General features: G+C 73.2%; 17 protein-coding genes. 5 read left to right on the top strand and 12 right to left on the bottom strand.

Annotated elements, in window-relative coordinates:
- Window positions 1–34: 34 nt before the first annotated feature.
- Window positions 35–1,003, top strand: a complete 969-nt coding sequence (locus ACRYR9_RS08325) for a nucleoside hydrolase (protein WP_432494697.1) — start codon at window positions 35–37, stop codon at window positions 1,001–1,003.
- Here the strand turns inward: ACRYR9_RS08325 and ACRYR9_RS08330 are convergent.
- From ACRYR9_RS08330 to ACRYR9_RS08375, 10 genes are all read right to left on the bottom strand, one after another.
- Window positions 930–3,359 carry a glycoside hydrolase family 2 TIM barrel-domain containing protein gene (locus ACRYR9_RS08330; RefSeq protein ID WP_432494699.1) on the bottom strand — a complete coding sequence of 810 codons (2,430 nt, stop codon included), beginning with the start codon at window positions 3,357–3,359 and terminating at the stop codon, window positions 930–932. The two genes, ACRYR9_RS08325 and ACRYR9_RS08330, sit on opposite strands and share 74 nt — an antisense overlap.
- Window positions 3,360–3,383: 24 nt before the next feature.
- The gene (locus tag ACRYR9_RS08335; RefSeq protein ID WP_432494701.1) at window positions 3,384–3,608 is read right to left on the bottom strand and encodes a hypothetical protein; all 225 of its coding nucleotides are present in this window, start codon (window positions 3,606–3,608) and stop codon (window positions 3,384–3,386) included.
- A 151-nt stretch (window positions 3,609–3,759) separates the two neighbouring features.
- Window positions 3,760–4,932: a glycoside hydrolase family 43 protein gene (locus ACRYR9_RS08340; protein ID WP_432494703.1), complete on the bottom strand. Its 1,173-nt coding sequence runs from the start codon at window positions 4,930–4,932 to the stop codon at window positions 3,760–3,762.
- Window positions 4,933–5,068: 136 nt separating this feature from the next.
- The gene (locus ACRYR9_RS08345; RefSeq protein WP_432494705.1) at window positions 5,069–6,814 is read right to left on the bottom strand and encodes a DUF5605 domain-containing protein; all 1,746 of its coding nucleotides are present in this window, start codon (window positions 6,812–6,814) and stop codon (window positions 5,069–5,071) included.
- Window positions 6,815–6,951: 137 nt separating this feature from the next.
- The gene (locus ACRYR9_RS08350; protein ID WP_432494707.1) at window positions 6,952–7,896 is read right to left on the bottom strand and encodes an ATP-binding cassette domain-containing protein; all 945 of its coding nucleotides are present in this window, start codon (window positions 7,894–7,896) and stop codon (window positions 6,952–6,954) included.
- Window positions 7,893–9,755 carry a dipeptide/oligopeptide/nickel ABC transporter permease/ATP-binding protein gene (locus ACRYR9_RS08355; protein WP_432494709.1) on the bottom strand — a complete coding sequence of 621 codons (1,863 nt, stop codon included), beginning with the start codon at window positions 9,753–9,755 and terminating at the stop codon, window positions 7,893–7,895. Before ACRYR9_RS08355 ends, ACRYR9_RS08350 begins: the two co-directional genes overlap by 4 nt.
- Window positions 9,752–10,693 carry an ABC transporter permease gene (locus ACRYR9_RS08360; RefSeq protein WP_432494711.1) on the bottom strand — a complete coding sequence of 314 codons (942 nt, stop codon included), beginning with the start codon at window positions 10,691–10,693 and terminating at the stop codon, window positions 9,752–9,754. Before ACRYR9_RS08360 ends, ACRYR9_RS08355 begins: the two co-directional genes overlap by 4 nt.
- Before the next feature lie 31 nt (window positions 10,694–10,724).
- Window positions 10,725–12,254, bottom strand: coding sequence for an ABC transporter substrate-binding protein (locus tag ACRYR9_RS08365; protein ID WP_432494713.1), 1,530 nt, complete (start codon window positions 12,252–12,254; stop codon window positions 10,725–10,727).
- A gap of 102 nt (window positions 12,255–12,356) precedes the next feature.
- Window positions 12,357–13,244, bottom strand: a complete 888-nt coding sequence (locus tag ACRYR9_RS08370; protein WP_432494715.1) for a phosphogluconate dehydrogenase C-terminal domain-containing protein — start codon at window positions 13,242–13,244, stop codon at window positions 12,357–12,359.
- The gene (locus ACRYR9_RS08375; protein WP_432494747.1) at window positions 13,241–14,020 is read right to left on the bottom strand and encodes a sugar phosphate isomerase/epimerase family protein; all 780 of its coding nucleotides are present in this window, start codon (window positions 14,018–14,020) and stop codon (window positions 13,241–13,243) included. The genes ACRYR9_RS08370 and ACRYR9_RS08375 overlap by 4 nt, the downstream gene beginning before the upstream one ends.
- 354 nt (window positions 14,021–14,374) lie before the next feature.
- Here ACRYR9_RS08375 and ACRYR9_RS08380 point away from each other — a divergent pair, with 354 nt between their 5' ends.
- The 3 genes from ACRYR9_RS08380 to ACRYR9_RS08390 are packed head-to-tail and all read left to right on the top strand — an operon-like array spanning window position 14,375 to window position 17,800.
- Entirely contained in the window at window positions 14,375–15,142 is a 768-nt protein-coding gene (locus ACRYR9_RS08380; RefSeq protein WP_432494749.1) for an SDR family NAD(P)-dependent oxidoreductase, read from the top strand.
- Window positions 15,139–17,019, top strand: a complete 1,881-nt coding sequence (locus tag ACRYR9_RS08385; protein ID WP_432494717.1) for a hypothetical protein — start codon at window positions 15,139–15,141, stop codon at window positions 17,017–17,019. Before ACRYR9_RS08380 ends, ACRYR9_RS08385 begins: the two co-directional genes overlap by 4 nt.
- A 4-nt stretch (window positions 17,020–17,023) precedes the next feature.
- A complete protein-coding gene (locus ACRYR9_RS08390) occupies window positions 17,024–17,800 on the top strand; it encodes a FadR/GntR family transcriptional regulator (RefSeq protein WP_432494719.1) in 777 nt (258 codons plus the stop codon).
- Between the two features lie 16 nt (window positions 17,801–17,816).
- Here ACRYR9_RS08390 and ACRYR9_RS08395 read toward each other — a convergent pair whose 3' ends face one another.
- Window positions 17,817–18,746, bottom strand: coding sequence for a M23 family metallopeptidase (locus ACRYR9_RS08395; protein WP_432494721.1), 930 nt, complete (start codon window positions 18,744–18,746; stop codon window positions 17,817–17,819).
- A gap of 41 nt (window positions 18,747–18,787) precedes the next feature.
- Complete coding sequence (locus tag ACRYR9_RS08400) at window positions 18,788–19,297, bottom strand: ArsR/SmtB family transcription factor (RefSeq protein WP_432494723.1); 510 nt, start codon at window positions 19,295–19,297, stop codon at window positions 18,788–18,790.
- A 156-nt stretch (window positions 19,298–19,453) separates the two neighbouring features.
- On the opposite strand from ACRYR9_RS08400, the gene ACRYR9_RS08405 reads away from it, so the two are divergent.
- The gene (locus ACRYR9_RS08405) at window positions 19,454–22,369 is read left to right on the top strand and encodes an FAD-binding and (Fe-S)-binding domain-containing protein (protein ID WP_432494751.1); all 2,916 of its coding nucleotides are present in this window, start codon (window positions 19,454–19,456) and stop codon (window positions 22,367–22,369) included.
- Window positions 22,370–22,431: the final 62 nt, after the last annotated feature.

Genomic DNA, 22,431 nt, shown 5'->3' on the forward strand with positions numbered 1-22,431 from the left:
CGCGGGGACCAGCACCGGGACGACGGGAGGCGCCGTGGCCACGACCCGGAGGACCACCACGACCGTTCGCCTGGTGGTGGACACCGACGCCAAGAACGAGGCGGACGACCAGTACGCGGTCGTCCACGCGCTGCTGTCCGAGACGCTGGACGTGCGCGGGATCGTGCCGGCCCACTTCGGCACCGGCCGCTCGGCGACGAGCACGGCGGACAGCCGCGCCGAGGTGGACCTGCTGCTGGAACTGCTCGGGCGCTCCGGTTCGGTCCGGGTCGCGGACGGCGCCCCGGTCGCGCTGCCGGACGAGCGCACCCCCGTGGACAGTCCCGGTGCCCGCCTGATCGTGCAGGAGGCGCTGGCCGACGACGACCGCCCCCTGTTCGTGGCGTTCCTGGGCCCGCTGACCGACATGGCCTCGGCGCTGCTGCTGGAGCCGCGGATCGCCGAGCGCGACCTGACGGTCGTCTGGATCGGCGGGCCGTCCTACGACGGGGTCTGGGACGGGCCGAAGCCGGAGTTCAACCTCAGCAACGACGTGCACGCCGCGAACGTCGTGTTCGGCAGCGGCGTCGAGCTGTGGCAGGTGCCGCGCTCGGTGTACACGCGCGTCGGCGTCGGGTACGCGGAGCTGGAGGAGCGGGTGGCCCCGTGCGGCCGCGTCGGCCGCTACCTCGTGGACCAGCTCGTCGCGTGGAACGACGAGCACCACCCCCGGGCCATCGAGCACCGCTCCCTGGGGGACTCGCCCGCCATCGGGGCGGTGCTGAACCCGCAGGGAGCGGTGTGGCGGCGGCGGGTGGCGCCCCGGTTCACCGAGGAGTGCACGATGACCGGGGGCGCCGACCCGGAGCGCACGCTCCTGGTGTGCGAGGAGTTCGACACCCGTTACCTGCTGGAGGACTTCTTCGCCAAGCTGCGCCGCGCCACCGTGATCAACGCTGCGCCGGAATCTCTTCCGCCGTCAGGGCCAGGGTCACCGGCTCCAGCGCGCCGCAGGTCACCGTGACGCCGACCCTGCCAGCGCGGGTGGGGCGCAGCACTGCGAGAGCGCGGCCGTCGAAGGTCGTCCAGGTGCAGGCGTCGAACCGTGCCGCCGTCCCGGGGTCGGCGCTGCACATGCCCGCGAGCACGGCTGCTCCGTCCACCTGCACGGTGACGGGGCGGTCGTCACCGGTGATGAGGCGCCCGGCGGCATCGCGCAGTTCGATGCTCGCGAACGCCAGGTCGGCGTCGTCGGCCCGCAGCCGCTCACGGTCGACCGTCACCACCAGCCGCGCGGGACCCCGGGCGGTGGACAGGCAGGTTCGACCGACTTCCCGGCCACCGCGGTAGGCGACGGCCGCGAGCTCGCCGGGGCGGTAGACCGTCTCCGAGGTGGCGATCACGGGGCGCTGCGCGCCCACCGCTGCACGCGTCAGTTCGGTGCCGTCCAGCAGCAGCGCGACCTCGTCGGCGTCGGCGTACACCTCGACGGTCACCGGCGCGCCTTCGTGGCCGGGCCAGGTCCACGAGGACACCGAATCGCTCCACGCCCACGGCGACTGCATGGTCACGGTGTGGTCGTGGTGCTGCGGGCGCAGGACGGCGATGTACGGCTCGGTGCGCAACCCGAAGACGATCTCGCGGTAGTAGGAGATCGGACGGCGCCAGCCGGTGATGTCCAGGTCGCCGCACCAGGCGGTCAGGTACGGGTACTCGCGCTCCAGGGCGGCGACGGCCTGCGGGTCCTCCGCGTACGCGGTGGCGCCGATGCCGACCTCACCGAGGTAGTCCCACCCGGTCCAGGTGAAGTCGCCGATGACGTTGGGGTTCTGCAGCACCAGCGGCCACAGGGTGCCGATCTTGGACGGGAAGGTCTCGGAGCCGACGATCACGCGGTGCGGGAAGAGCTCGCGGTCCTTCGCGTAGCGGCTCTCAGCGTAGTTCAACCCCAGCACGTCCAGGGCGGCGCTGGACTCGGTGGTGCGGCGGGTCGCCGCCTCGCTGGCCCCGATGGTGCTGAAGGCGTCGTCCATGCTCGCCATCGCCTCGTTCAGCCCGCCGTCGGGTTCCAGGACGGCCGGCAGGTCGTCGAGCACCGCGAGCAGCATGTTCACGCCGTTGGTCACCAGGCGTGTCGGGTCCAGGGTGCGCACGTGCTCAGCCATCGTGCGGGCCAGTCGGGCGCCGTGCGCGGTACCCACCTCGACGATCTCGTTGCCGATGGAGTACATGACGACGCTGGGGTGGTTGTGGTCCTTGGCGACCATCGCCTCCAGGTCGGCGGCCCACCACTGCGGGAAGTCCGCGGCGTAGTCGTAGGGCGTCTTGAACCGCGTCCACACGTCGAAGGCCTCGTCCACGACGAGCACCCCCAGACGGTCGCAAGCGTCGAGCATGGCGGGGGAGAGGGGGTTGTGCGCTGCACGGATCGCGTTGAACCCCGCCGCCTTGAGCAGCTCGACGCGACGTTCCTCCGCGCGACCGACGGCGGCGGCACCGAGCGGGCCGTTGTCGTGGTGGACGCAGGCACCGCGCAGCAGCACTGGATCACCGTTGATCCGCAGGCCCTTGCGGGGATCCACCGTGACGGTCCTGACCCCGAAGGTGACGAGGACATCGGTGAGCGGATCACCTCCGAGACCGACGCGTGCGGTGTGCAGCGACGGCTGATCGGGGCTCCACAGGGCCGCGTCCTGCAGGTACAGGCGCTGACGCAGCAGCGATCGCTCGCCGGGCGCCAGGGTCACGGGAGTGTCCTCCCGCTCGACCTGCCGCCCGTCGGGACCGGTGACGGTGGTGCTGAGCACGGCCGTGCGCGTGCTCAAGCCCGCGTTGGCCACCGTCGTGGCGACCTCGACGACGGCCTGGTCCTCCTCCAGCCGCAGGGTGCTGACCCGCACCCCGTCCGGCACCACGTGCACGGGGGCGTCGACGTGCAGCAGCACCGGGCGGTGCAGCCCCGCGCCGGAGTACCAGCGCGAGTCCTGCCCGGAGCGGACCTCGATGCGCAGGACGTTCTCGCGCCCGTGGCGCAGGTACGGCGTCAGGTCCACGAAGAAGCGGGCGTAGCCGTCGGCCCGGTTGCCGGCGAACTCGTCGTTGCAGAAGACCTGTGCTCGGCGGAAGGCTCCCTGCACCTCCAGCCGAGCCACGCGGCCCTCCCACTCGGCGGGGACCGTGAAGGACTTCAGGTAGGTGAACGCCCCCGGCGGGTAGTACGCCCCGGCTCCTCCCGACGGTGCCTCGGGGCTGCGCTGGGCGTCGCGCAGAGCGTCGTGCGGCAGGCGCACGGGCACCGCAGGGGCGCCCTCACCTCCCGCTGCGAAGGGGCCCAGGGGGGCCCGGCAGACCCAGCCGTCGTTGAACGAGATCACTGCCACGTCGTTCTCCGTCCTGCCCCGGGGTCAGCGGGGGTCGTCCTGGCCTTCGTAGGTGAAGCGGTCCACCGCCACGCGGCCGGTGGTGGCGTAGACGCCGACGCAGCGGCCGGTGAAGGAGCCGGCGGTCTCGGCGGTCGTGGCCCTGCCGTCCACCTCCGCGAGCTGCACGAGCCCGTCGGGCCCGAGGAAACCGGCCCGCACCAGGTCGCAGGTGATCGAGCGCAGCCCGAACCCGGCCGACGGCGGCACGGTCGCCAGGTGCAGCTCGACGGGTCCGGCCGGTGCGGGCGCCTGCCAGGTCTCACGACGCGGGCGAGCACCGCGCGGGCGCGCACCACCGGGCCGTCGGGGCCGTTGTCGAGCTCGACGTCGACGTGGTTGTCCTCGTCGATGCGGATGCTCAAGCCCCGACGCCTCCGCCGGCGTCGACGAGAGCGCGGACCTCGATGGCCTCGTGCTGCTGGCGGTGGCCGACGAAGCAGGGGCGCGCCTCGTCCATCGTGGAGCCGTCCCCGGCGAGCACGAGCCACCCGAGGCGCTCGGTGAGGGAGGAGAACTCCTGCGCGGGGCGGCGCACCGAGATCCACGGCAGGGCGAGCTGCTCGTCGTCGAAGTCGTCGTGCTCGACCACGTGCGGTCGCGGGGCGTCCAGCGCGACGGGGTCGACCTCGGGCCAGCCGTCGGCGGTCCAGCGCACGGACGCGGCGAACGTCTCACGGCCCATGGGTGAGAAGGAGCGCACCATGCCACGGGGCCGCACGCCCAGCAGCACCATCGCCCAGGACCCGTCGGGAGCGCGGAACAGGTCGCCGTGACCGGTGTTCTGCACGGGTCGGTCGGTGCCGCGGGCGGTGAGCAGCGGGTTGCCCGGGCAGCCGGTGAACGGCCCCGTCGGGGAGGGGGCGCGCGCGATGCTCACGGCGTGGCCGCGCTCGGTGCCGCCCTCGGCCACCAGCAGGTACCAGGTGCCCTCGATCTCGTACAGGTGCGGCGCTTCGGGGAAGATGCCGCCGGTGCCTGACCACAGCGAGCGCGGTCCCTCCAGCGCCCTGCCGCCAGTCAGGTCCAGGCGCACCTGCTGGATGCCCAGGTGGCGCACGCCGCCGGCTGCCGCGTCGCGCAGCAGCAGGCCGGAGAAGGTCAGGTAGCAGGTGCCGTCGGCGTCCCAGGTCAAGTCCGGGTCGATGCCGTCCAGCGGCTCGCCGTCGACACCGGTGATCGGTGTGCCATCCGACCAGGGCCCTTCGATCCGCTCGGACGTGAAGTGCAGGTTGCCGCGCCCCATCGCGTCGGTGACGACGACGTGGAAGCGCCCGTCGTGGTGGCGCAGCGTCGGCGCCCACGCACCGCCGGCGGTGGGCACGTCGAACAGCTCCAACTGCCCGGCTCGGGTGACGACGTGGCCGACGGGCGTCCAGGTGACCAGATCGGTGCTGGTGAACAGCGGGATGCCCGGCAGGAACTCGAACGTGGAGCACGCCGGGAAGTACGTGCCGCCCACCTCGCAGATGCTGGGGTCGGGGTGGAACCCCGGCACGACCGGGTTGAACCACGGCCTCGAGGGGGTCGTCACGGCAGGAACCTTCCGCAGCGGGGGATCGGGGTGTCGGGGGAAGGGCCACTGGCGGGAGCGCGCACGGTCGCTGCGAGCTGGTGCCGCGCTCGTGCGCGTCCACCGCCTGAGCGCGGACGGGGAACCGCGCCGGTGCTCAGGCGCGCGTCAGGCGCAGCGCGATGAACTCGCGTCCGGGCAGTGGCACTCGGCAAGCACCCTGCACGGTCTCGGGCAGGCGCTGCACGGTCATGTTCCAGGTGTCGATGACATCCACGTAGTAGGCGTTGCCGGGGGGGAGGACCAGGGACCGGAAGCGGGGCCTGCCGAACCCGAAGTACAGCAGGTACTGCTGCTGGGCCACGCCGGCCCACGGCACGTCCCAGTCCGAGGGCAGCGGGTCCAGGACCCCGTCGGGGGCCTGCTCGAGGATCCGGCGCAGGAAGGCGATGCGTTCGGGGGACTCGCCGGTCAGCTGCCCGCCCTTGGCCCACCAGATCTGCTCGTCGTCGCGGTAGTAGGTCTCGCCGTGGCCGACGTAGCCGCCGCGCACCGCTCCCTCCCAGAAGCGGCGCACCATCTCCTGGCCGCTGATGTTGCCCCAGCCCTGGTCCAGGTCGCCCTCGTAGGCGCACTCGTCGACGACCACGGGCTTGCCCCACTGCCGTCGCCACTCGTCGACGTTCTCCGCGGTGCGGTAGACGTCGATGCGCTGGACGCTGGAGTGGGTGATCCACTTCCGGGTGTAGTCGTAGAACGGCCCGCAGTTGTGGATGGACAGCAGGTGTCCGACCGGGTCCTCCTTCACGACGAGGGCGGCCATGCGCTCCCAGTCGTCCTCGGTCTTGGCCCACAGCAGGTCGTACTCGTTCGCCATCGACCACCACACGTTGGGCAAGGCGGCCAGGCGGCGCACCAGGTAGCGCACGTAGTGGTCGTCGGCCGCGGCGCCCATGTCCGAGAAGCCCCAGCGGTCGTAGGCGTGGAAGAGGATGACGTCCGCTTCGATGCCGCGCTGGCCCAACTGCCGGATGGACTCCTCCAGGTGCGCGAAGAACGCCGGCTCGAAGCGGGTGAAGTCCCACTGACCGTCCTCACCACGCGGGTAGGGGTACAGCTCCGGCTCGTTGCTGTTGTACAGGTACGACTTGGGGAAGACGCACATGCGCAGCTTGGTGAACGGCGCCCGTTCCAGCGTGCGCAGCGTCGCCTCGCGCACGTCGGCACCCTGGTGGATCCACGCGTAGGCGGTGGTTCCCAGCGGGGTGTGGCGGGTGCCGTCGTCGTGTCGGAAGTGGAAGCCGTCCACGTGCACCGGACCGTGCTGCCCTTCGGCAGCGCCCTCGACGGTGAAGGTGCCCACGATGCCGTCCAGTGAGCGGGCGGTGGAGGAGGTGCGGAAGGACCACGCGCCGGCGGTCTCGGGCAGCAAGCGCACCAGGTAGCGGCCCCGGCCGTCGTAGAAGCCGCCGACGACCACTTCCCGCTCACCGCAGGTGAACGTCGTGCTGACCTCGACGTCGACGAAGGGGTTGCCGTGGGTCGGGCCGTCCAGCTGCACCTCGTACGGTTCCCGCGCCCGGCCGCTGCCCGTGTGCGAGACGGTCGCCGAACCCAGCGGTACGGAGGCATCCTCGTAGTGCTGCGCCGGCTGCGGGAACGGGCGGTGCGCGCGCAGGGCCGGGCTGCCGTCGAGAGCAGCCAGCCCTTCCCACAGCGCGCTCAAGGCCTGCTCGTCGTCCTGGATGGCCGGGGAGTGCGCGACCAGCGCCCCGACGGGGAAGCCGGTCAACTGGGTGGCCATGGGGGAGTTCAGGACACCGGGCAGTGCCTGCTCGACCAGGCGCCGCGCCTGCGGGTCGCCCAGGATGTCCTTGACGGGGGAGTCCTTGCTGTAGCCCATGCTGCTCGCCGCTCGCTTCTCGTGCTCGGTGCCGATGGTGGTTGCTGGGGTGCCTGCTCGGGGCCTGACTGCCGTGAGTGGGCGCTGGTGTGCCCGGTGCGCGGCTCCACCGGCACCCGGCCCTCGCGGCGCTGGTGTCAGGCCGGTGCGTCGCCGGCCACGCTGACGCGTGCGCCGATGCCGGCGCCGGCCTGCTCGTCCTGCTCGGCCTGCACGGCGAGGAGCCGCTGGCGCTCCGCGCGTCGCCGTGCCTGACGCTCCGGGTCCGCGACGGGCGCGGCCAGCAGCAGCCGCTGGGTGTACGGGTGATCAGGGTCACCGGTCACCTTGCCCGACTCGCCGGTCTCGACGATCTCGCCGCGGTACATCACCGCCACGCGGTGGCTGATGTGTCGCACGACGGACAGGTCGTGGGTGACGAACAGGTACGCCACCCCGGTGTGTTCCTGGATCTCGATGAAGAGGTCCAGCACGCGTGCCTGGGTCGACAGGTCCAGGGCGCTGACCGGCTCGTCGCACACGATCAGACGGGGCCTGCGAGAGAGGGCCCGGGCGATGGCGATGCGCTGGCGCTGACCGCCGGAGAACTCCCGGGGCAGGCGCTGGCCGGCGTCGGCGGGCAGACGTACCTCGTCGAGCAAGTCGCGCACCCGTTTGTCGGCGTCGGTGCGGGAGGCGCCGGCTACCAGCAGCGGTTCGGTGAGGATGTCGTTGACCGTCAGCGCCGGGTTCAGCGAGGTGTACGGGTCCTGGAACACCACCTGGATGTCGTCGGACAGGGCACGCCGCTCGGCCTTGCCCAGCCCGGAGATCACCCGGCCGTCGAAGCGGACCTGCCCGGCGGTGACCGGAGCCAGGCCGAGCACGGCGCGCCCCAGGGTGGTCTTGCCGGAGCCGGACTCACCGACCAGACCGACGGTCTCGCCGGCGGAGATGTCCAAGCTGACGCCCTTCAGGGCGCGGAACGGCTTGGACCGGAACCCCTTGCCGGGGTACTCCACGACGACGTCGCCGATCTCCAGCAGGGAACGGTCACCGGCCGGACGGCTCGGAGCGCTGTGCGCGCTGGCGTGCGTGCTCACGGGCGGGCTCCCTCGGAGGTCGTGGCGCGGGCCGGACGGGAACCCGTGCCCAGCGGTGGACGCGGCTCGGTGTCGTCCAGGGTGGAGTCCAGCAGCATCCGGGTGTACTCGTGCCGCGGGGCGGCGAAGAGCTGACGGGCCGGTGCCTGCTCCACGATCCGCCCGGTCCGCATGACCGCGATGTGATCGCAGATGTCGGCGACGACCCCGAAGTTGTGCGTCACCAGCAGGACGGCCATGTTGCGCTCCTGCTGCAGGGAGCGGATCAAGTCGAGCACCTCGGCCTGCACCGTGACGTCCAGAGCGGTGGTGGGTTCGTCCGCGATCAACAGGTCCGGCTCACAGGAGACCGCACCGGCGATCAGGACGCGCTGGGCCATGCCGCCGGAGACCTCGTGCGGGTAGGAGTCGAAGACGCGGACGGGGTCGGTGATGCCGACGCGGGCCAGCAGGCCCAGCGCCTTCTCCTTCGCCGCGGCCTTCGACAGGCCCAGGTGCTGGCGGATGGGCTCGATCAGCTGCGAACCGATGGTGAAGGAGGGGTCCAGGTTGCTCATCGGCTCCTGCGGGATGTACCCGATGCGCATCCCCCGGATCCTGTTGCGCTGGGTCGTGGTCAAGGACACCAGGGACGTGCCGTCGAAGGTCATCTCCGCGGCGTCCACGGAGGCTTCCGCGGGCAGCAGACCCAGGACGGAGAAGGCGGTCTGGCTCTTGCCCGACCCGGACTCGCCCACCAGACCGAGCACCTCGCCGCGGCGCACCGCCAGGGAGACACCGTCGACGACGGTGGAGGTACCGCCGTCGGAGCGGGGGTAGGACACGCGCAACTCGCGCAGGACGAGCACCTCGGTCCCGGTCAGCTCACCCAGCGGCACCGAGGGCGGGCGGGTGTCCACGAGTGCAGTCCCGGATGCTGCAGCGCGAGCGCGGCGGCGACGCCGGCTCCCACCGTCAACGTTCTCCAGCGCATCGCGCAGTGCGTTGCCCAGCAGGGTGCACGCGATGACGGTGACGGCCAAGGCCAGTCCGGGCCACAGCAGCAGCCGCGGGGCCAGGTAGATGTTCTGGAAGGCATCGGAGAGCATCGAGCCCCAGCTCGGCTGGTTCGCCGAGCCCAGGCCGAGGAACTCCAGCCCGGACTGGATCAGGATGCCCAGGCCCAGCATCTGCGCGGCCTGGATGATCGTGGGGGCGGCCACCACGGGCAGGATGTGCCGGCGGACGATGCGCGCGTCGCTCAGCCCGGCCACGCGGGCGGCATCGACGTACAGCTCCTCGCGCACCGCTGAGACCGAGGAGCGGATGAGTCGGAAGACGCCCGGGGCCATCAGCACGCCGAAGACCGCCATCGCCAGGTAGGTCGACTGCCCCACGACGGCCAGCACCACCAGCAGCAGGATGATCGCCGGGATCGCCATCAGCAGGTTGGCCACCCACGAGGAGACGGCGTCGAACCAGCCGCGGAAGTACCCGGCTACCAGGCCGGTCGGCACCCCGATCAGCACGGCCACACCTGTGGCGATGAGCGCACCGACCAGGCTGGTGCGCGTGCCGTGCAGCAGGCGCGCCAGCACATCGCGGCCGACGCCGTCCGCACCCAGGGGGTAGGCACCCCCGGGCGGCGCGAGGGAGTCAGCGACCGAAGAGCGCGCCGGGTCCTGATCGGTCAACCAGGGAGCCAGGACTGCCACCAGCACCGCGACGCCCAGGACGACCAGGGCGGCGAGCGCGGCGGGGTCCTTCAGCAGGCGCCGACCCAGGCCCACGCGGGCGGCAGCGCTCGGCGCCGTGGTGCTCTTGATCGCAGGTCCTGCCGGTGCCGCGCCGGCGCTGCCGTGGGAAGCGGGGACGGTCATGCCACACGCACCTTCGGGTTGAGCCAGCCGTAGGCCAGGTCGATCACGACGTTGACCAGGGCGATGAGCACGACGGTGGTCACGACGATGCCGAGCACCACCGGCTGATCCCCCTGGGACGCGGTGGACATCGCGGCGGTGCCGATGCCGGAGAGACCGAACACCCTCTCCACCACGACGGCCCCGCCGATCAGACCGATGAACTGCAAGGACAGCACCGTCAGCGCAGGCGGGGCGGCGTTGCGCAGCGCGTGCTTGAACAGCAGGCTGCGCTCGCTGATCCCGCGGGCGCGCAGGGTTCGCACGTAGTCGCGACGCAGCACGTCGAGCATCGAGCCACGCACCTGCTGCGCGGTGGCGGCGATGGCGCCCACGGCCAGTGCGACGGCCGGCAGGATGATCGACTGCGCCCACGCACCGGGGTCCTCGCCGAAGCGCACGTACCCGGTGGCCGGCAGCAGCCCCCACCGCACCGCCACGAACAGCGCCAGGACGAGAGCGACGAGGAAGCCCGGAACGGCGAAACCGACGACCGCCACGACCTGCAGGACCCGGTCGATCCAGCCGCCACGCACGGCCGCGGCCACGCCCAGCAGCACGGAGACCACCGCGGACAGCAGCAGGCCGGCGACGACGATGGACAAGGTCACCGGCAAAGCGTTGGACAGGGTCTGCCAGACCGGCTGCCCGGTGAACCAGGAGGCGCCCAGGTCACCGCGCAGCAGGCCGGACAGCCACGTCCAGTACTGCGCCAGCAGCGGGCGGTCCAGGCCGAGCTCGGCGGCCTTCTGCGCTTCCTGCGCGGCCGTGGCCGACTGCCCGACGATGCTGCGCGCCGGGTTGCCGCCGGTCAAGTGCAGCAAGAAGAACGTCAGCGTGGCGATCGCCACGACGAGGACGACCGCAGCACCCAGGCGCCGCAGGATGAAGGTCAGCACGGCTGCTCCCCGCTCATAGCGTCCACTCGGCTCACTGCGCCGGCTCGAAGTCGTACAGCCACGGGCCGGTGGCGAAGGTGCGCATCTGCACGGTGACGTCCTGGGACGAGGCGTAGTACGCCGTCAGGGCGGTCCAGGGAGCGTTCCACGCCTGCTCGACGGTGTAAGTGTTCAGCTGCTGCAGCAGGACCTCGCGCTCGTCGTCGCTCGGTGCCGACTGGGCGCGCTGGATGAGGTCGCTGGCCGCCGGGTCCTCATACCGCGAAAGGTTCCACAGCGAGTCGGGCTTGAACTGGATCTGCACGGTGTCCCAGGGCCGGAAGGAGGCCAAGATGAAGTACCCCATGGGGAACCGGCCGGAGAGCAGTTCGTTGATGATCTGATCCGCCGGCACGGTCTCGTAGCTCGCGCGCACACCGATCGCCGCCAAGGCCTCGGTCAAGGCCGCTTGCGCAGCCGGGAAGCCGTTGGACAGGTCCAGCATCGTGACGTCGAAGCCGTCGGCGTACCCGGCCTCGGCCAGCAGCGCCTTCGCCTTGGCCACGTCGTACGGGTACCGGTCGTTGAGCGCCTCGTCGTAGACGTCGCTCTCGGGGTTGAAGACCTGCGTCGTCGGGGTCCCCAGGCCGCCCTTGGCCGACTCCACGAGCGCGGCCCGGTCGAAGGCATGGTTGAGGGCCTGTCGCACTCGGACGTCGGCCAGTGCCGGGACGATCTGGCCCGCGCGGTCCCAGATGTAGAGACCATCCACGTCACCGGGTGCGTACTCGACCACGTTCAGGTCGGAGTTCTGCAGTGCCGCACCGTTCTTGAAGTCGGTGATTTGCCCGCCGTCGATCTGGCCGGACCGCAGCGCGTTGGCCAGCGCGGTCGCATCGCTCATGTACCGCAGCACCACGGTGTCGAAAGGGAACGCGTCGGTGTTCCAGTAGTCGGAGTTGCGGGTGAAGGTGTACTGCGAGCCAGCGGTGGTGCCTTGGGCGGCCAGGACGTACGGGCCAGTGCCCACCGGGGTGGTCGCCAGGTTCCCACCCGTGATGGCCACGGGACTGGCCATCATCCCGGGCACGGTGGCCAGGTTGCTCAGCAGGGAGGGGTCGGGAGCGGACAGGCGCACGACGGCGGTGGTGGCATCGACGACGTCGACGCCGGCCACCGACGCCAGGTTCGTCGCCGCCTCGTTGGCGCCGGTCTTGGTGTGCTCCAGGTTCGCCTTGACCGCGGTGGCGTCGAAGGGCGTGCCGTCGGTGAACGTCACGCCCTCGCGCAGCGTCAGCGTCAGGGCTGTGGCCGACTCGTCGTAGGTCCACTCCGTCGCCAGGTTCGGGACGAGCTCAGCGTCGGGGGTCAGGAGCAGCAGCGAGTCGTAGACGGGCTGGTAGTACAGGGTGTTGTTGCCCAGCCCTGCGTCCTTCAGGTCCCACGGCTGGGGAGCGGCGATCGCCGCGAGCGTCAGGGTGCTGGTGTCGGCGGAGCCGCCGGAGTCGTCACCACCGCACGCCGTGAGCCCGGCGACGCCGGCGGTGGCCGTCAGTGCGGTGAGGAAGGTGCGCCGTTGCATGTTCTCTCCTGAGAGATCGAGTCGTGGCAGCGCCCTCGGAGCGCTGTTCGCGGTGGAGCGGGTGTACCGACCGGGCGCTGCGCGCCGGAGAGCTTCGGCGTTTCAGCGGCGGACGGCGTCGATCTTGAGCATCCGGGCGATGACGGTGTCGAGCTCGTCGTCGCGGAAGATCTTCTTCCAGTCGTCCTTGACGATGGACTCGCGGCCGTAGTCCATGGCGATGTGGCAGGCCTCGGAGAACGGGTTCGAGCCGCGCAGCGCGTTCGTCAGCGCGATGCCGACGTGGCCCCACAGCATCGCCCGGGCCGCCTCGGCGGGCACGCCGACGGTGTTCACCGTCTCGTCCAGCGCTTCCTTGAGCAGGGCGCCGATCATGCAGGCGATGGTCTCCACCAGGGTGGGTTCCAGGACGGCGAGCTGCTTCACACTGACCCAGTGCACCTGGATGACAGGGGCGTAGATGGTGGTGATGACCTGCTCGGCGACCGCCCGCACCCCCTCGTCGTCGACCTGCAGGGCGGCGACGACCTCCTGGGGCGCGGCGATGCCGCCGAAGGTGTCGGCGTACTCCTCGTCCGTGCGCCGCTCCAGGAAGACCGAGGGGTGGCAGGGGTGCGCCACGGCCTGCGCGACGCCGTCGCGGGAGGCGAGCAAGCCGGCGTAGGCGGCGGCCGGGTCCAGGGTCAGCAGGATCGAGCCGTCCTTCATGCGCGGCACGAGGTCCTCGGAGACCTGGCCGAGCACGACGTCGGGGACGGCCAGGACCACGACGTCGGCGCCGTCGACGGCCGCGTGCGCGTCGACGACCTCCCGGCCGGCGGCGCGCACCCGCTCCTGCCCGGCGGGGGAGTTCTCGGCGTAGCGGACGGTGAAGGCACTGGTGTCGAGGTTGTTCGACACGCGCATGCCCATCTTGCCGCCGGCGCCGATGACCGCCACGGTCGCAGCGCCGGTGCCGGTGGTCGTGGTGGGTTCTGCCAGGTCGGTCATCGCTGGTGCTCCTCGAGCGGGTGGGAGTCGGGGGCCGGGCGGGTCAGCCGGGCGAGGGTGGTGGCCGTCCAGGCGGCCTCGGTGCGGGTGGTGGTCTGCGGATCGCCCTGCCAGGGCAGCCAGTGCTCGGCGATGCGGCTGACGCCGCGACGCACGGGGTCCACGGCCGCGAAGACGGCGTCGTGGTCGAGGAGGCCCTCTCCCAGCGGCGCTCCGGTGAGGGTGAAGCCCACCCAGCCCTCGGCCCGGGTGAAGGCGAAGTCCTTCACGTGCCAGTTCTTCACGTGCGGGGCGCAGCGGGCGACCACGTCGGCGGGGTTCTCCAGGGCGGCCACGGTGTTGGCCGGGTCCAGGCAGATCCCCAGGTGCTCGCTGCCGAGGGCCTCGACGACGTCGACCAGGGCGGTGGTGGGGACCTGCTCGTAGGTCTCCAGCGCCAGCGTGACGCCGGCGCGGGCGTAGTCGGGCAGGACCTCGCGCAGCCGGCGCTCGGTCTCGCTGCGGTCGGGTCGATCCGCTGGGTCGGCGGGGCCGGCGGTCCACATGCTGCGCACCAGTCGTGCGCCGAGGACCTCGGCGATCCCGAGGTAGCGGTGCAGGTGCTCCGGGCGGGTGCCGCGGGTGCCGACCTCCAGGTCGAGGCCGAGGTCGTCCGCGCTGCGGCGCAGGTCCGCCAGGCCGGTCGCGTCCAGCAGGTCCAGGCGGGGTTCGTCGCAGACCTGGAAGACCTCCGCGCCCAGGCCGGCGGCGTCCTGGAGCATCTCGGTGATGCTCATCGGCTGCTCGACTCGTCGCGAACCGCGCCAGAAGTACGCGTAGGTCCCCGAACCCGCACCGGTGCGGGTGGTCCCGCTCGGTGCGGGTGGCGCGGGTGCGCCGGAGGGTGCGGTGTCCACGCTGACTCCCAGGGGGATCGCCCTGCTCGCCCGGCGGAGCGCCGGAGAGGGGTGGTGCGCGGCCTCGGTCCTGCCGACCCGGCCGACGGCTGCTGCGCCGTGCGAGGAGTCTGCGACACGAGCGAGGAGTGCGTCAACCGGTTGACCGAAAAAAGGTCAACCGGTTTGCTGGTGCCTTGCTCGGCGGTAGCGTGGTGCCCCGCCGGGACGCTTCGACGACGAGGACGGGTGAGCATGGGCGAGCGACTTCGAGGAAAGCGCGCTCTGGTGACGGGGGCGGCCTCCGGCATCGGGCGGGCGGTGGCCACCCGCTTCGCGGCGGAGGGTGCGCAGGTGGTCTTCGCCGACCGCGACCTGGACGGCGCCGAGCAGGCCGTGCGGGAACTGCCCGCAGCGGTGGCGGTGCGCATGGACGTCACCGACGAGGACAGCGTCCGGGCCGCCTACGCGCGGGTGCTCGCCGACGGAGCACCCCTGGACGTGGTCGTCGCCAACGCCGGCGTGCAGCTGTTCGGGCAGGACGCACCGATCGCGGAGCTGGACCTCGACACGTGGCGCCGCACCCTCGAGGTGAACCTGACGGGGACGTTCCTGACCGTCAAGCACGCCGTGCGCGCCATGACCGGGGGCGAGGGCGGGAACAGGGGCGGGTCGATCATCTGCACCGGCAGTCCCACCGGCCTGAACGGCGAGGGCAAGGACTTCACCGCGTACTCCTCCTCCAAGGCGGGGGTGCACGGCCTGGTGCGCACGGTCGCCGCCGCGTACGCGCACGAGGGGATCCGGGTGAACACCGTCGTGCCCGGCTACACCGAGACCCCCTTGGTGAGCGCCATCTCCGGGGACCGGGCCTCGCGGGCGGCGATCGTCTCGCGCACGCCGCTGGGCCGAGCCGGGACCCCCGCCGACGTGGAGGGGATCATGGTGTACCTCGCCGGCGACGAGGCGTCCTTCGCCACCGGGGCGATCTTCCGCGTCGACGGCGGGATGACGTCGCTGTGAGCGCGGACGTCCCCGGTCCGGCCGCGGACGCGGTGGACGCCTGGCTCGACGACGAACCGGCAGCACGTCCCGTCCGGGTCGGGGACTGGAACCTCACCCTGCGCGGCACGCACCTGGACGACATCACCCACCGCGGGCGGCGCCTGCTCAGCTCCCTGCGCGTGGTGGTGCGCGACCACGACTGGCGCACGGTGCCCGCCCGCCCCGTCGCCACCGAGGTGACCGTCGAGGGTGAGCACCTGCAGGTGGTGCTCGAGGCCGAGCACGAGGACCTGGGAGCGCACGTGCGCTGGCGGGGCGTGCTCACCGTGGACGGTGACCGTGTCGTGTACGCCGTCGAAGGCCGGGTCGCGAGCGCGTTCCGGCGCAACCGGATCGGGATCGTCGTGCTGCACCCGCCGGAGGTGGCCGGCACCGCGCTGCGCGTGCTGCACCCGGCCGGCACCAGCACCGGTACCGCCTTCCCGGTCGCGATCGCCCCGCACCAGCCCGCCCGGGACGTCGCGGGGCTGGCGTGGACCGCCGACGGGGCCGAGGCGTCCCTGACCTTCGCGGGGGACGTGTTCGAGACGGAGGACCAGCGCAACTGGACCGACGCCTCGTTCAAGACGTACAGCACCCCGCTGGACCTGCCGTTCCCCGTGCCGGTCGCGCCCGGCGACCGCTTCTCGCAGGCGGTCGAGTTGACGGTGAGCGCCTCCGGTGCGCCGGAGGCGCCCGCGGCCGGCGCGACCGCTCCCGCCGACCGCGCCGACGCCGGCCCCACCAGGGTGGAGCTCGCCCCGACCGGGTGCCCGGTGCCGCAGCTGCAGGTGGGGGCCTCCACCGCTCCCGGGGACGTCGCCGGTCCCGTCCCGTGGTGGACCGGGCCTGTGCTGGTCGAGCTCGACGCCACCGGTCGCGCCTGGCCCGGCGTGCTGGCCCGCGCTCGCCGTGAGGCCGGCGCCGCACCGCTGGACGTGCGCATCACCGCCGAGGACCCCGCGCAGCTCGAGCCCGTCCTCGCGGCGCTGCGGCAGGGGCCGGCCGCCGGCCCCACCGGCCCCGTGCCCGCCGTCGCCCGGGTCGCCGCCTACGACACCGCCGGGCACACCACGACACCCGCGCTGTGGGAGCACCTCCTGCGGCACGCCGGCCACCTGCCGCTGGCCGGCGGCACCAGCGCGCACTTCACCGAGCTGAACCGGCGCCACGGCGACCTGCCTGCGGACCTGCCGGCGCTGACCTTCTCCAGCACCCCGCAGATGCACGACACCGGCCGGCGCCAGCTGCTGGAGTCCCTCGCCGCGCAGCGCCTGACCGCCGAGCAGGCCGTCGCGATCGCCGGTGACCGCCCGGTGCACGTCGGCCCCGTCACCCTGCGCCCACGCTTCAACGCGGTGGCCACGTCCCCCCGCCCGCCCGCGGACGCCGACGTCGTCTCCGAGGGCACCGGGCCGCAGCACGTGTGGCGGGCCGACGACCCGCGCCAGGCCGGCCGCGGCTTCGCCGCCTGGCTCATCGCCTCCTTCCAGGCGTTCTCAGTGGCCGGCGTCGCCTCGATCACCTACGCCGAGACGTGGGGTCCCAGGGGCTTCGGCGCGGCCGACGGCACCGCGTTCCCCGCCGCCGGGCCGCTGCAGCAGCTCAGCGAGCTGTGCGGTTGGGAGCGGTTGGGAACCCCCCTGGTGCCGGGCGTCGGGATCGTCGCGGCCCGGCGGCACGGCCGGGTCGTCGTCCTCCTCGCGGAGCTCACCGGATCCACCCGGCACCTCGACGTCGCCGGCCGGCTCGTGCACCTGCGACCGTGGGGCACCACCCGCTGCGAGGGCACGTCGACCCCTCCGGGGACGACCCTCGACGGCGGGCCCTGCGCGGTGCTCCCTGGGCTAGCGTGACGACGTGCCGGCCTTTCGAGACGACGACCCCGCCCGGCTGGAGCTGGAGCTGGAGACCCTCCCGCGAGGGTCCGCGGTCGCGGAGGTCGCCCGCCAGATGACCTCGCTCATCGCCCAGGGGCAGTTCCCCCCCGGGTCCCGGTTGCCTCCTGAACGCCGACTGGCGGAGTCCCTCGGCGTGGGCCGCTCGGCGGTGCGCGAGGCGCTGGCGGCGCTGGAGATCCTCGGCCTGGTGCAGGTGCGTCCCGGCTCGGGCACCTACATCCGCGACAGCATGTCCGAGCTGCTGCCCACCACGCTCAGCTGGGGGCTGATGCTCTCCGCCGAGCACACCGCGCACCTGTCGGAGGTGCGCAGCGCCTTGGAGGTGCGCGCGGCCGTCCTGGCCGCCGAGCGCGGCGACGGGGACACCCTGGAGCTCCTGCGCGTCCACCTGGAGACGATGGAGGCCAGCACGGAGGACCTGCCCGCCTTCATCGAGGCGGACGCCGGTTTCCACCTGCAGCTGGCCCGGGCGGCGGGCAACGAGGTGATGAGCGACCTGTTGCAGACCGTGCGCTCGCTGCTGCGGGTCTGGGTCGAGCGGGGCCTGCGCAGCAGCGAGCAGGCCGTGACCGCCTGCCGCGAGCACCGGGCGGTGTACGAGGCGATCGCCGCGCACGACCCGCGAGCGGCGGAGGCCGCCATGAACGTGCACATGCGCACCGCCGGCGACCGCGTGGAGCACGCCGACGCCCTGCCCGTGAGCGGTGAGGGGTCCGCCGCCGAGCGCAGTGCCTGAGCCCGGCCCCGCCGTCCTACCGCGGAGCGGCGGCCGTGGCGCTGAAACGCTGCCCGCGGCCGGGAACCACTCCGCGCCCGTCGTCCTGCCCGGCACCGCCCTCGGCCGCCTCCAGCACGGTGCCGGTGAAGGCGAACGGGATCCCCGCGGCCAGCGCGGGGCTCGGCCGGTCCATGAGCTGCAGGTGCAGGTGGGGTTCGCTGGAGTTCCCCGAGTTCCCGCACTCCCCGAGCACGTCCCCGGCCCTGACCGCGTCGCCGGGACGCACCCGCAGCGACCCGCGGCGCAGGTGTGCGTAGCAGGCGAAACTGCCGTCGCCGTGGTCCACGACGACGTGGTTGCCGACGACGAGCCGCCAGCTGACCAGGTCCCGCAGCGCGCCCTCCAGGAACAGGAACGGCAGCGCCAGCCAGCTGTTGCGGGAGCGGTGGTCGCGGGCCCGGCCGGAGGCGCGCACCACCCGCCCGCCGGAACCGGCGAGGACCGGCTGACCGAACGCGGGGAACCGCTGCGGCGGCAGGAGACCACCGCCGACGCCGAACGGCGGCCGGGAACCGTCGGCCGGGTCGGCGAGCAGGTCCACGGCGTAGGTCTGCCCGTAGCCGTGGGTGCCGTGGCTGGGCACGCGGTCGGCGGGCGTGGACAGCGCCTGCCAGCGCCCGGTGACGACCGGGCCGATCAGCCGCGCGGGCGGCCGGGGGCCGCCCCCGAACACCGTCAGCACCACCACGAGGACGACGAGCACGACCAGGGCGGGCACCACGAGCGGCTCCAGCGCCAGCGGCACCCCCGGCCCGGGCAGCACCTCCAGCGCCACCAGCGCGACGACGAGCAGGCACAGCCCGCGGTTCGCGGCGCCGCGCAGCCGGGCCAGCGCCCGCACCCGCCCGGGCAGCGCGGGGGCGGAGCCGGTGGTGCGCAGCGGGGGAGGGGTTCGAGGGCTCACGTCGGCCTCCACGCAGGGGTCGGGGTTTCGGGGGTGCTTCTTCAGCGCTCGGCGGCCAGCAGCAGGACGAGCAGGGGCACCACGCGCGGGGCGGGCACCTCGTAGCGGCCGCGGCCGGTGCTGCGCAGCCAGCCGGCGGCGACGAGCTGGCGCAGGTGGTGGTGCAGCTGCCCGGTGGTGCCCACGCCCTCCAGGCGCGACAGCTCCCCGGTGGAGGTGGTGCCGCGCAGCACGTGCTGCACCAGCAGCAGCCGCACGGGGTGGGCCAGGGCGTCCAGGGCACCGGCGCGCGCCGACCAGTCGGCCTCCAGCAGCGCCTCGGTCGTCGACCCCTGCTGCCACTCGTACGCCAGGTCCCCCGGCAGGCGCACCGTGCCGGCCATCAGCACGCCGCCGTCCTCGCCGACCCGTCCGCGCAGGCCCTCCAGGGCCCAGAACCGCTCGCCGTCCGGGCCCGCCCGCACGCCGCCGGCACCCGCGCGCAGCAGCGCGAGGACCTCGTCGAGCTTGTCGGAGACGGTCGGCTCCCGCCCCTCCGCGGACCCGGTCACGCATCAAAAGTACGGATCTGCGACGCTGGTCGTCAAGCATCGGCGGGACTTCTTGAACGAGAGTACGCCTTCGCGTAGTTCCGGGTGTGGTGGTGACCACACCGGCGGGCGGCGGCCGGGAACGTCTCCGCGAGGCGTCACACTGGTGCCGTGACGATGACCGACCCCGCCCCGGTGACCGGCGCCGCCCCGGCACCCGCCACCGACGAGGGGGCCGCCGCCCGGCTCGCGGACCGCCTCGCCGCCGCGCTCGGCACCCCTGCCGGCTCCGGCGTCGTGGACGCCTCCACCCGCCGCCGCGCCGAGTACACGACCGACGCCTCGAACTACCGCGTCGTGCCGCAGGTCGTCGTCTTCCCCCGCTCGATCGAGGACGTCGAGGCCGTGTTCGCCGTCTGCCGCGAACTGGGCGTGCCGTTCACCAGCCGGGGGGCGGGGACCTCCGTGGCGGGCAACGCGGTGGGCACCGGCGTCGTCCTGGACTTCTCCCGGCACCTGAACCGCGTCCTGGAGATCGACGCGGAGGGCGCCACCGCGCTCATCGAGCCGGGCGTGATCCTCGACGACCTGCAGCGCGAGGCCGCCCCGCACGGCCTGCGCTTCGGCCCGGACCCCTCCACCCACGCCCGCTGCACCGTCGGCGGCATGATCGGCAACGACGCCTGCGGCTCGCACGCCCTCGCCTACGGCCGCACCAGCCACAACGTGCTCGCGCTGGAGGTCCTCGACGGGCACGGGCGCCGGTTCTGGACGGACGAGCCGCCCGCGGACCTGCTGGGCGAGCTGGAGGCGGTGGCCGGCCGCCACCTGGCCACGATCCGCACCGGGTTCGGCACGTTCGGCCGGCAGGTGTCCGGGTACGCGCTGGAGCACCTGCTGCCGGAGACCGGCGGTCCGCGCGGGACCGCCCTGGCCCGCCTCCTCACCGGTTCCGAGGGCACCCTGGCGACGATCCTGCGCGCCCGCGTCCGGCTCGTGCGGCAGTCGCCGTCCACGACCTTCGTCGTCCTCGGCTACCGCTCCATGCACGAGGCCGCCGACGCCACCCCCGCCCTGCTGACCCACCACCCGCTCGCGGTGGAGGGCATCGACCGCCGCCTGGCCGACGCCGTGGTGCGCCGCGGCGGCTCCGTCGACGGGCTGCCCACCGGCGACGGCTGGCTGTTCGTGGAGATGGGCGGGGAGAGCGCCGAGGAGTCCCTGGCCGCCGCCCGCGCGATGGTCGCCGACTCCGCCGCGCTGGACTCCGTCGTCATCCCCACCGCCGCCGACGCCCGCAAGCTGTGGCGCATCCGCGAGGACGGCGCCGGCCTGGCCGGGCGCTCCCCGGAGGGCCAGCCCGCCTGGCCCGGCTGGGAGGACGCCGCCGTCCCGCCGGAGAAGCTGGGGCGGTACCTGCGCGAGTTCGACGCGCTGATGGCCTCGCACGGCGTCGACGGCCTGGCGTACGGGCACTTCGGCGACGGCTGCATCCACGTGCGCATCGACTTCCCCCTCTACGACGACGGCGGCGCGCAGCGCACCCGCGCGTTCCTGGAGGACGCCGCGCGCCTCGTCGCGAAGCACGGCGGCTCGCTGTCCGGTGAGCACGGCGACGGCCGCGCCCGCGGCGCTCTGCTGCCGCTGATGTACGACGCGGAGTCCGTCGCCGCGTTCGAGGAGGTCAAGCGCGCCTTCGACCCCGCCGACCTGCTCAACCCGGGCGTGCTCGTGCGCCCGGCACCGGTCGACGCCGACCTGCGCGTGCCCGCCGCCCGCCCCGCCCACGCCCTCGGGATGCCGCTGAAGTTCGCCTACTCCCACGACGGCGGCGACCTCACCCGCGCCGTGCACCGCTGCGTCGGCGTGGGCAAGTGCCGCGCCGACTCCGGCGGCGTCATGTGCCCCAGCTTCCTGGCCACCGGCGACGAGAAGGACTCCACGCGCGGGCGCGCCCGGCTGCTGCAGGAGATGGCCAACGGCACCCTCGTCACCGACGGCTGGCGCTCGCAGGAGGTCCACGAGGTCCTGGACCTGTGCCTGTCCTGCAAGGGCTGCACCGTGGACTGCCCCGCCGGCGTGGACATGCCCACGTACAAGGCGGAGTTCCTCGACAAGCACTACGCGGGCCGGTTGCGGCCGATGAACCACTACCTGCTCGGCTGGCTGCCGCGCTGGTCGAGGCTGGCCACGCTGCACCGCTTCGAGACGAAGCTCGTCAACGCCCTCACCGGCGTGCCCGCCCTGGCCGCGCTGGCCAAGCGCGTCGGCGGCATCGCGCAGGAGCGGCCGCTGCCGAAGTTCGCCGAGCAGACGTTCCGCGGGTGGTTCGGGCGCCGTCCCGCGCGCACCGGCGGGCAGCCGGTCGTGCTGTGGGTGGACTCCTTCACCGAGCACTTCTCCCCGGAGGTCGGCCGGGCCGCGGTGACGCTGCTGGAGCACCTGGGTTTCGACGTCTCCATCACCACCGAGAAGGTCTGCTGCGGGCTGACGTGGGTCTCCACCGGCCAGCTCGACGGCGCGAAGAAGCAGTTGCGCGCCTCCCTGGACGCCCTCAGCGCTCCCGGCCTGCCCGCCGACGCGCCGGTCGTCGGCCTGGAACCGTCCTGCACCGCGCTGCTGCGCGAGGACGCCGCGGAACTGCTGCCGGGCGACCCGCGCGCCCACGCGCTGAAGTCCCGCGTCAAGACGCTCGCCGAGCTCATCGCCGAGCAGCGGCCCGAGTGGGTGCCGCCGCGCCTGGACCCCGACGGGGACGTGCGGGCCGTGGTGCAGCCGCACTGCCACCAGCACGCCGTCATGGGTTTCGCGCCCGACGCCGCGCTGCTCGCCAAGGCGGGCGTGGACGCGCAGGTCCTGTCCGGCTGCTGCGGCCTGGCCGGGAACTTCGGCGCCGAGGACGGGCACTACGACGTCTCGGTGAAGGTCGCCGAGCACCGGTTGCTGCCGGCCCTGCGCGGGATCGAGGGGGACCCGGACGCGGTGGTCGTGGCCGACGGGTACTCCTGCCGCACCCAGTCCGACAACCTCGCCGGGGTGCGCCCGAAGCACCTGGCGGAACTGCTCGTGGAAGCGCTGCAGCGGCAGGGTTGAGGACGCCGTCACCGCTCCGCGGTGGCCGAGAGCGCTCCTCCGGCCACCGCGCGGGTGCCCGG

It is taken from the genome of Kineococcus auxinigenes (assembly GCF_050871525.1).
GTDB lineage: Bacteria > Actinomycetota > Actinomycetes > Actinomycetales > Kineococcaceae > Kineococcus.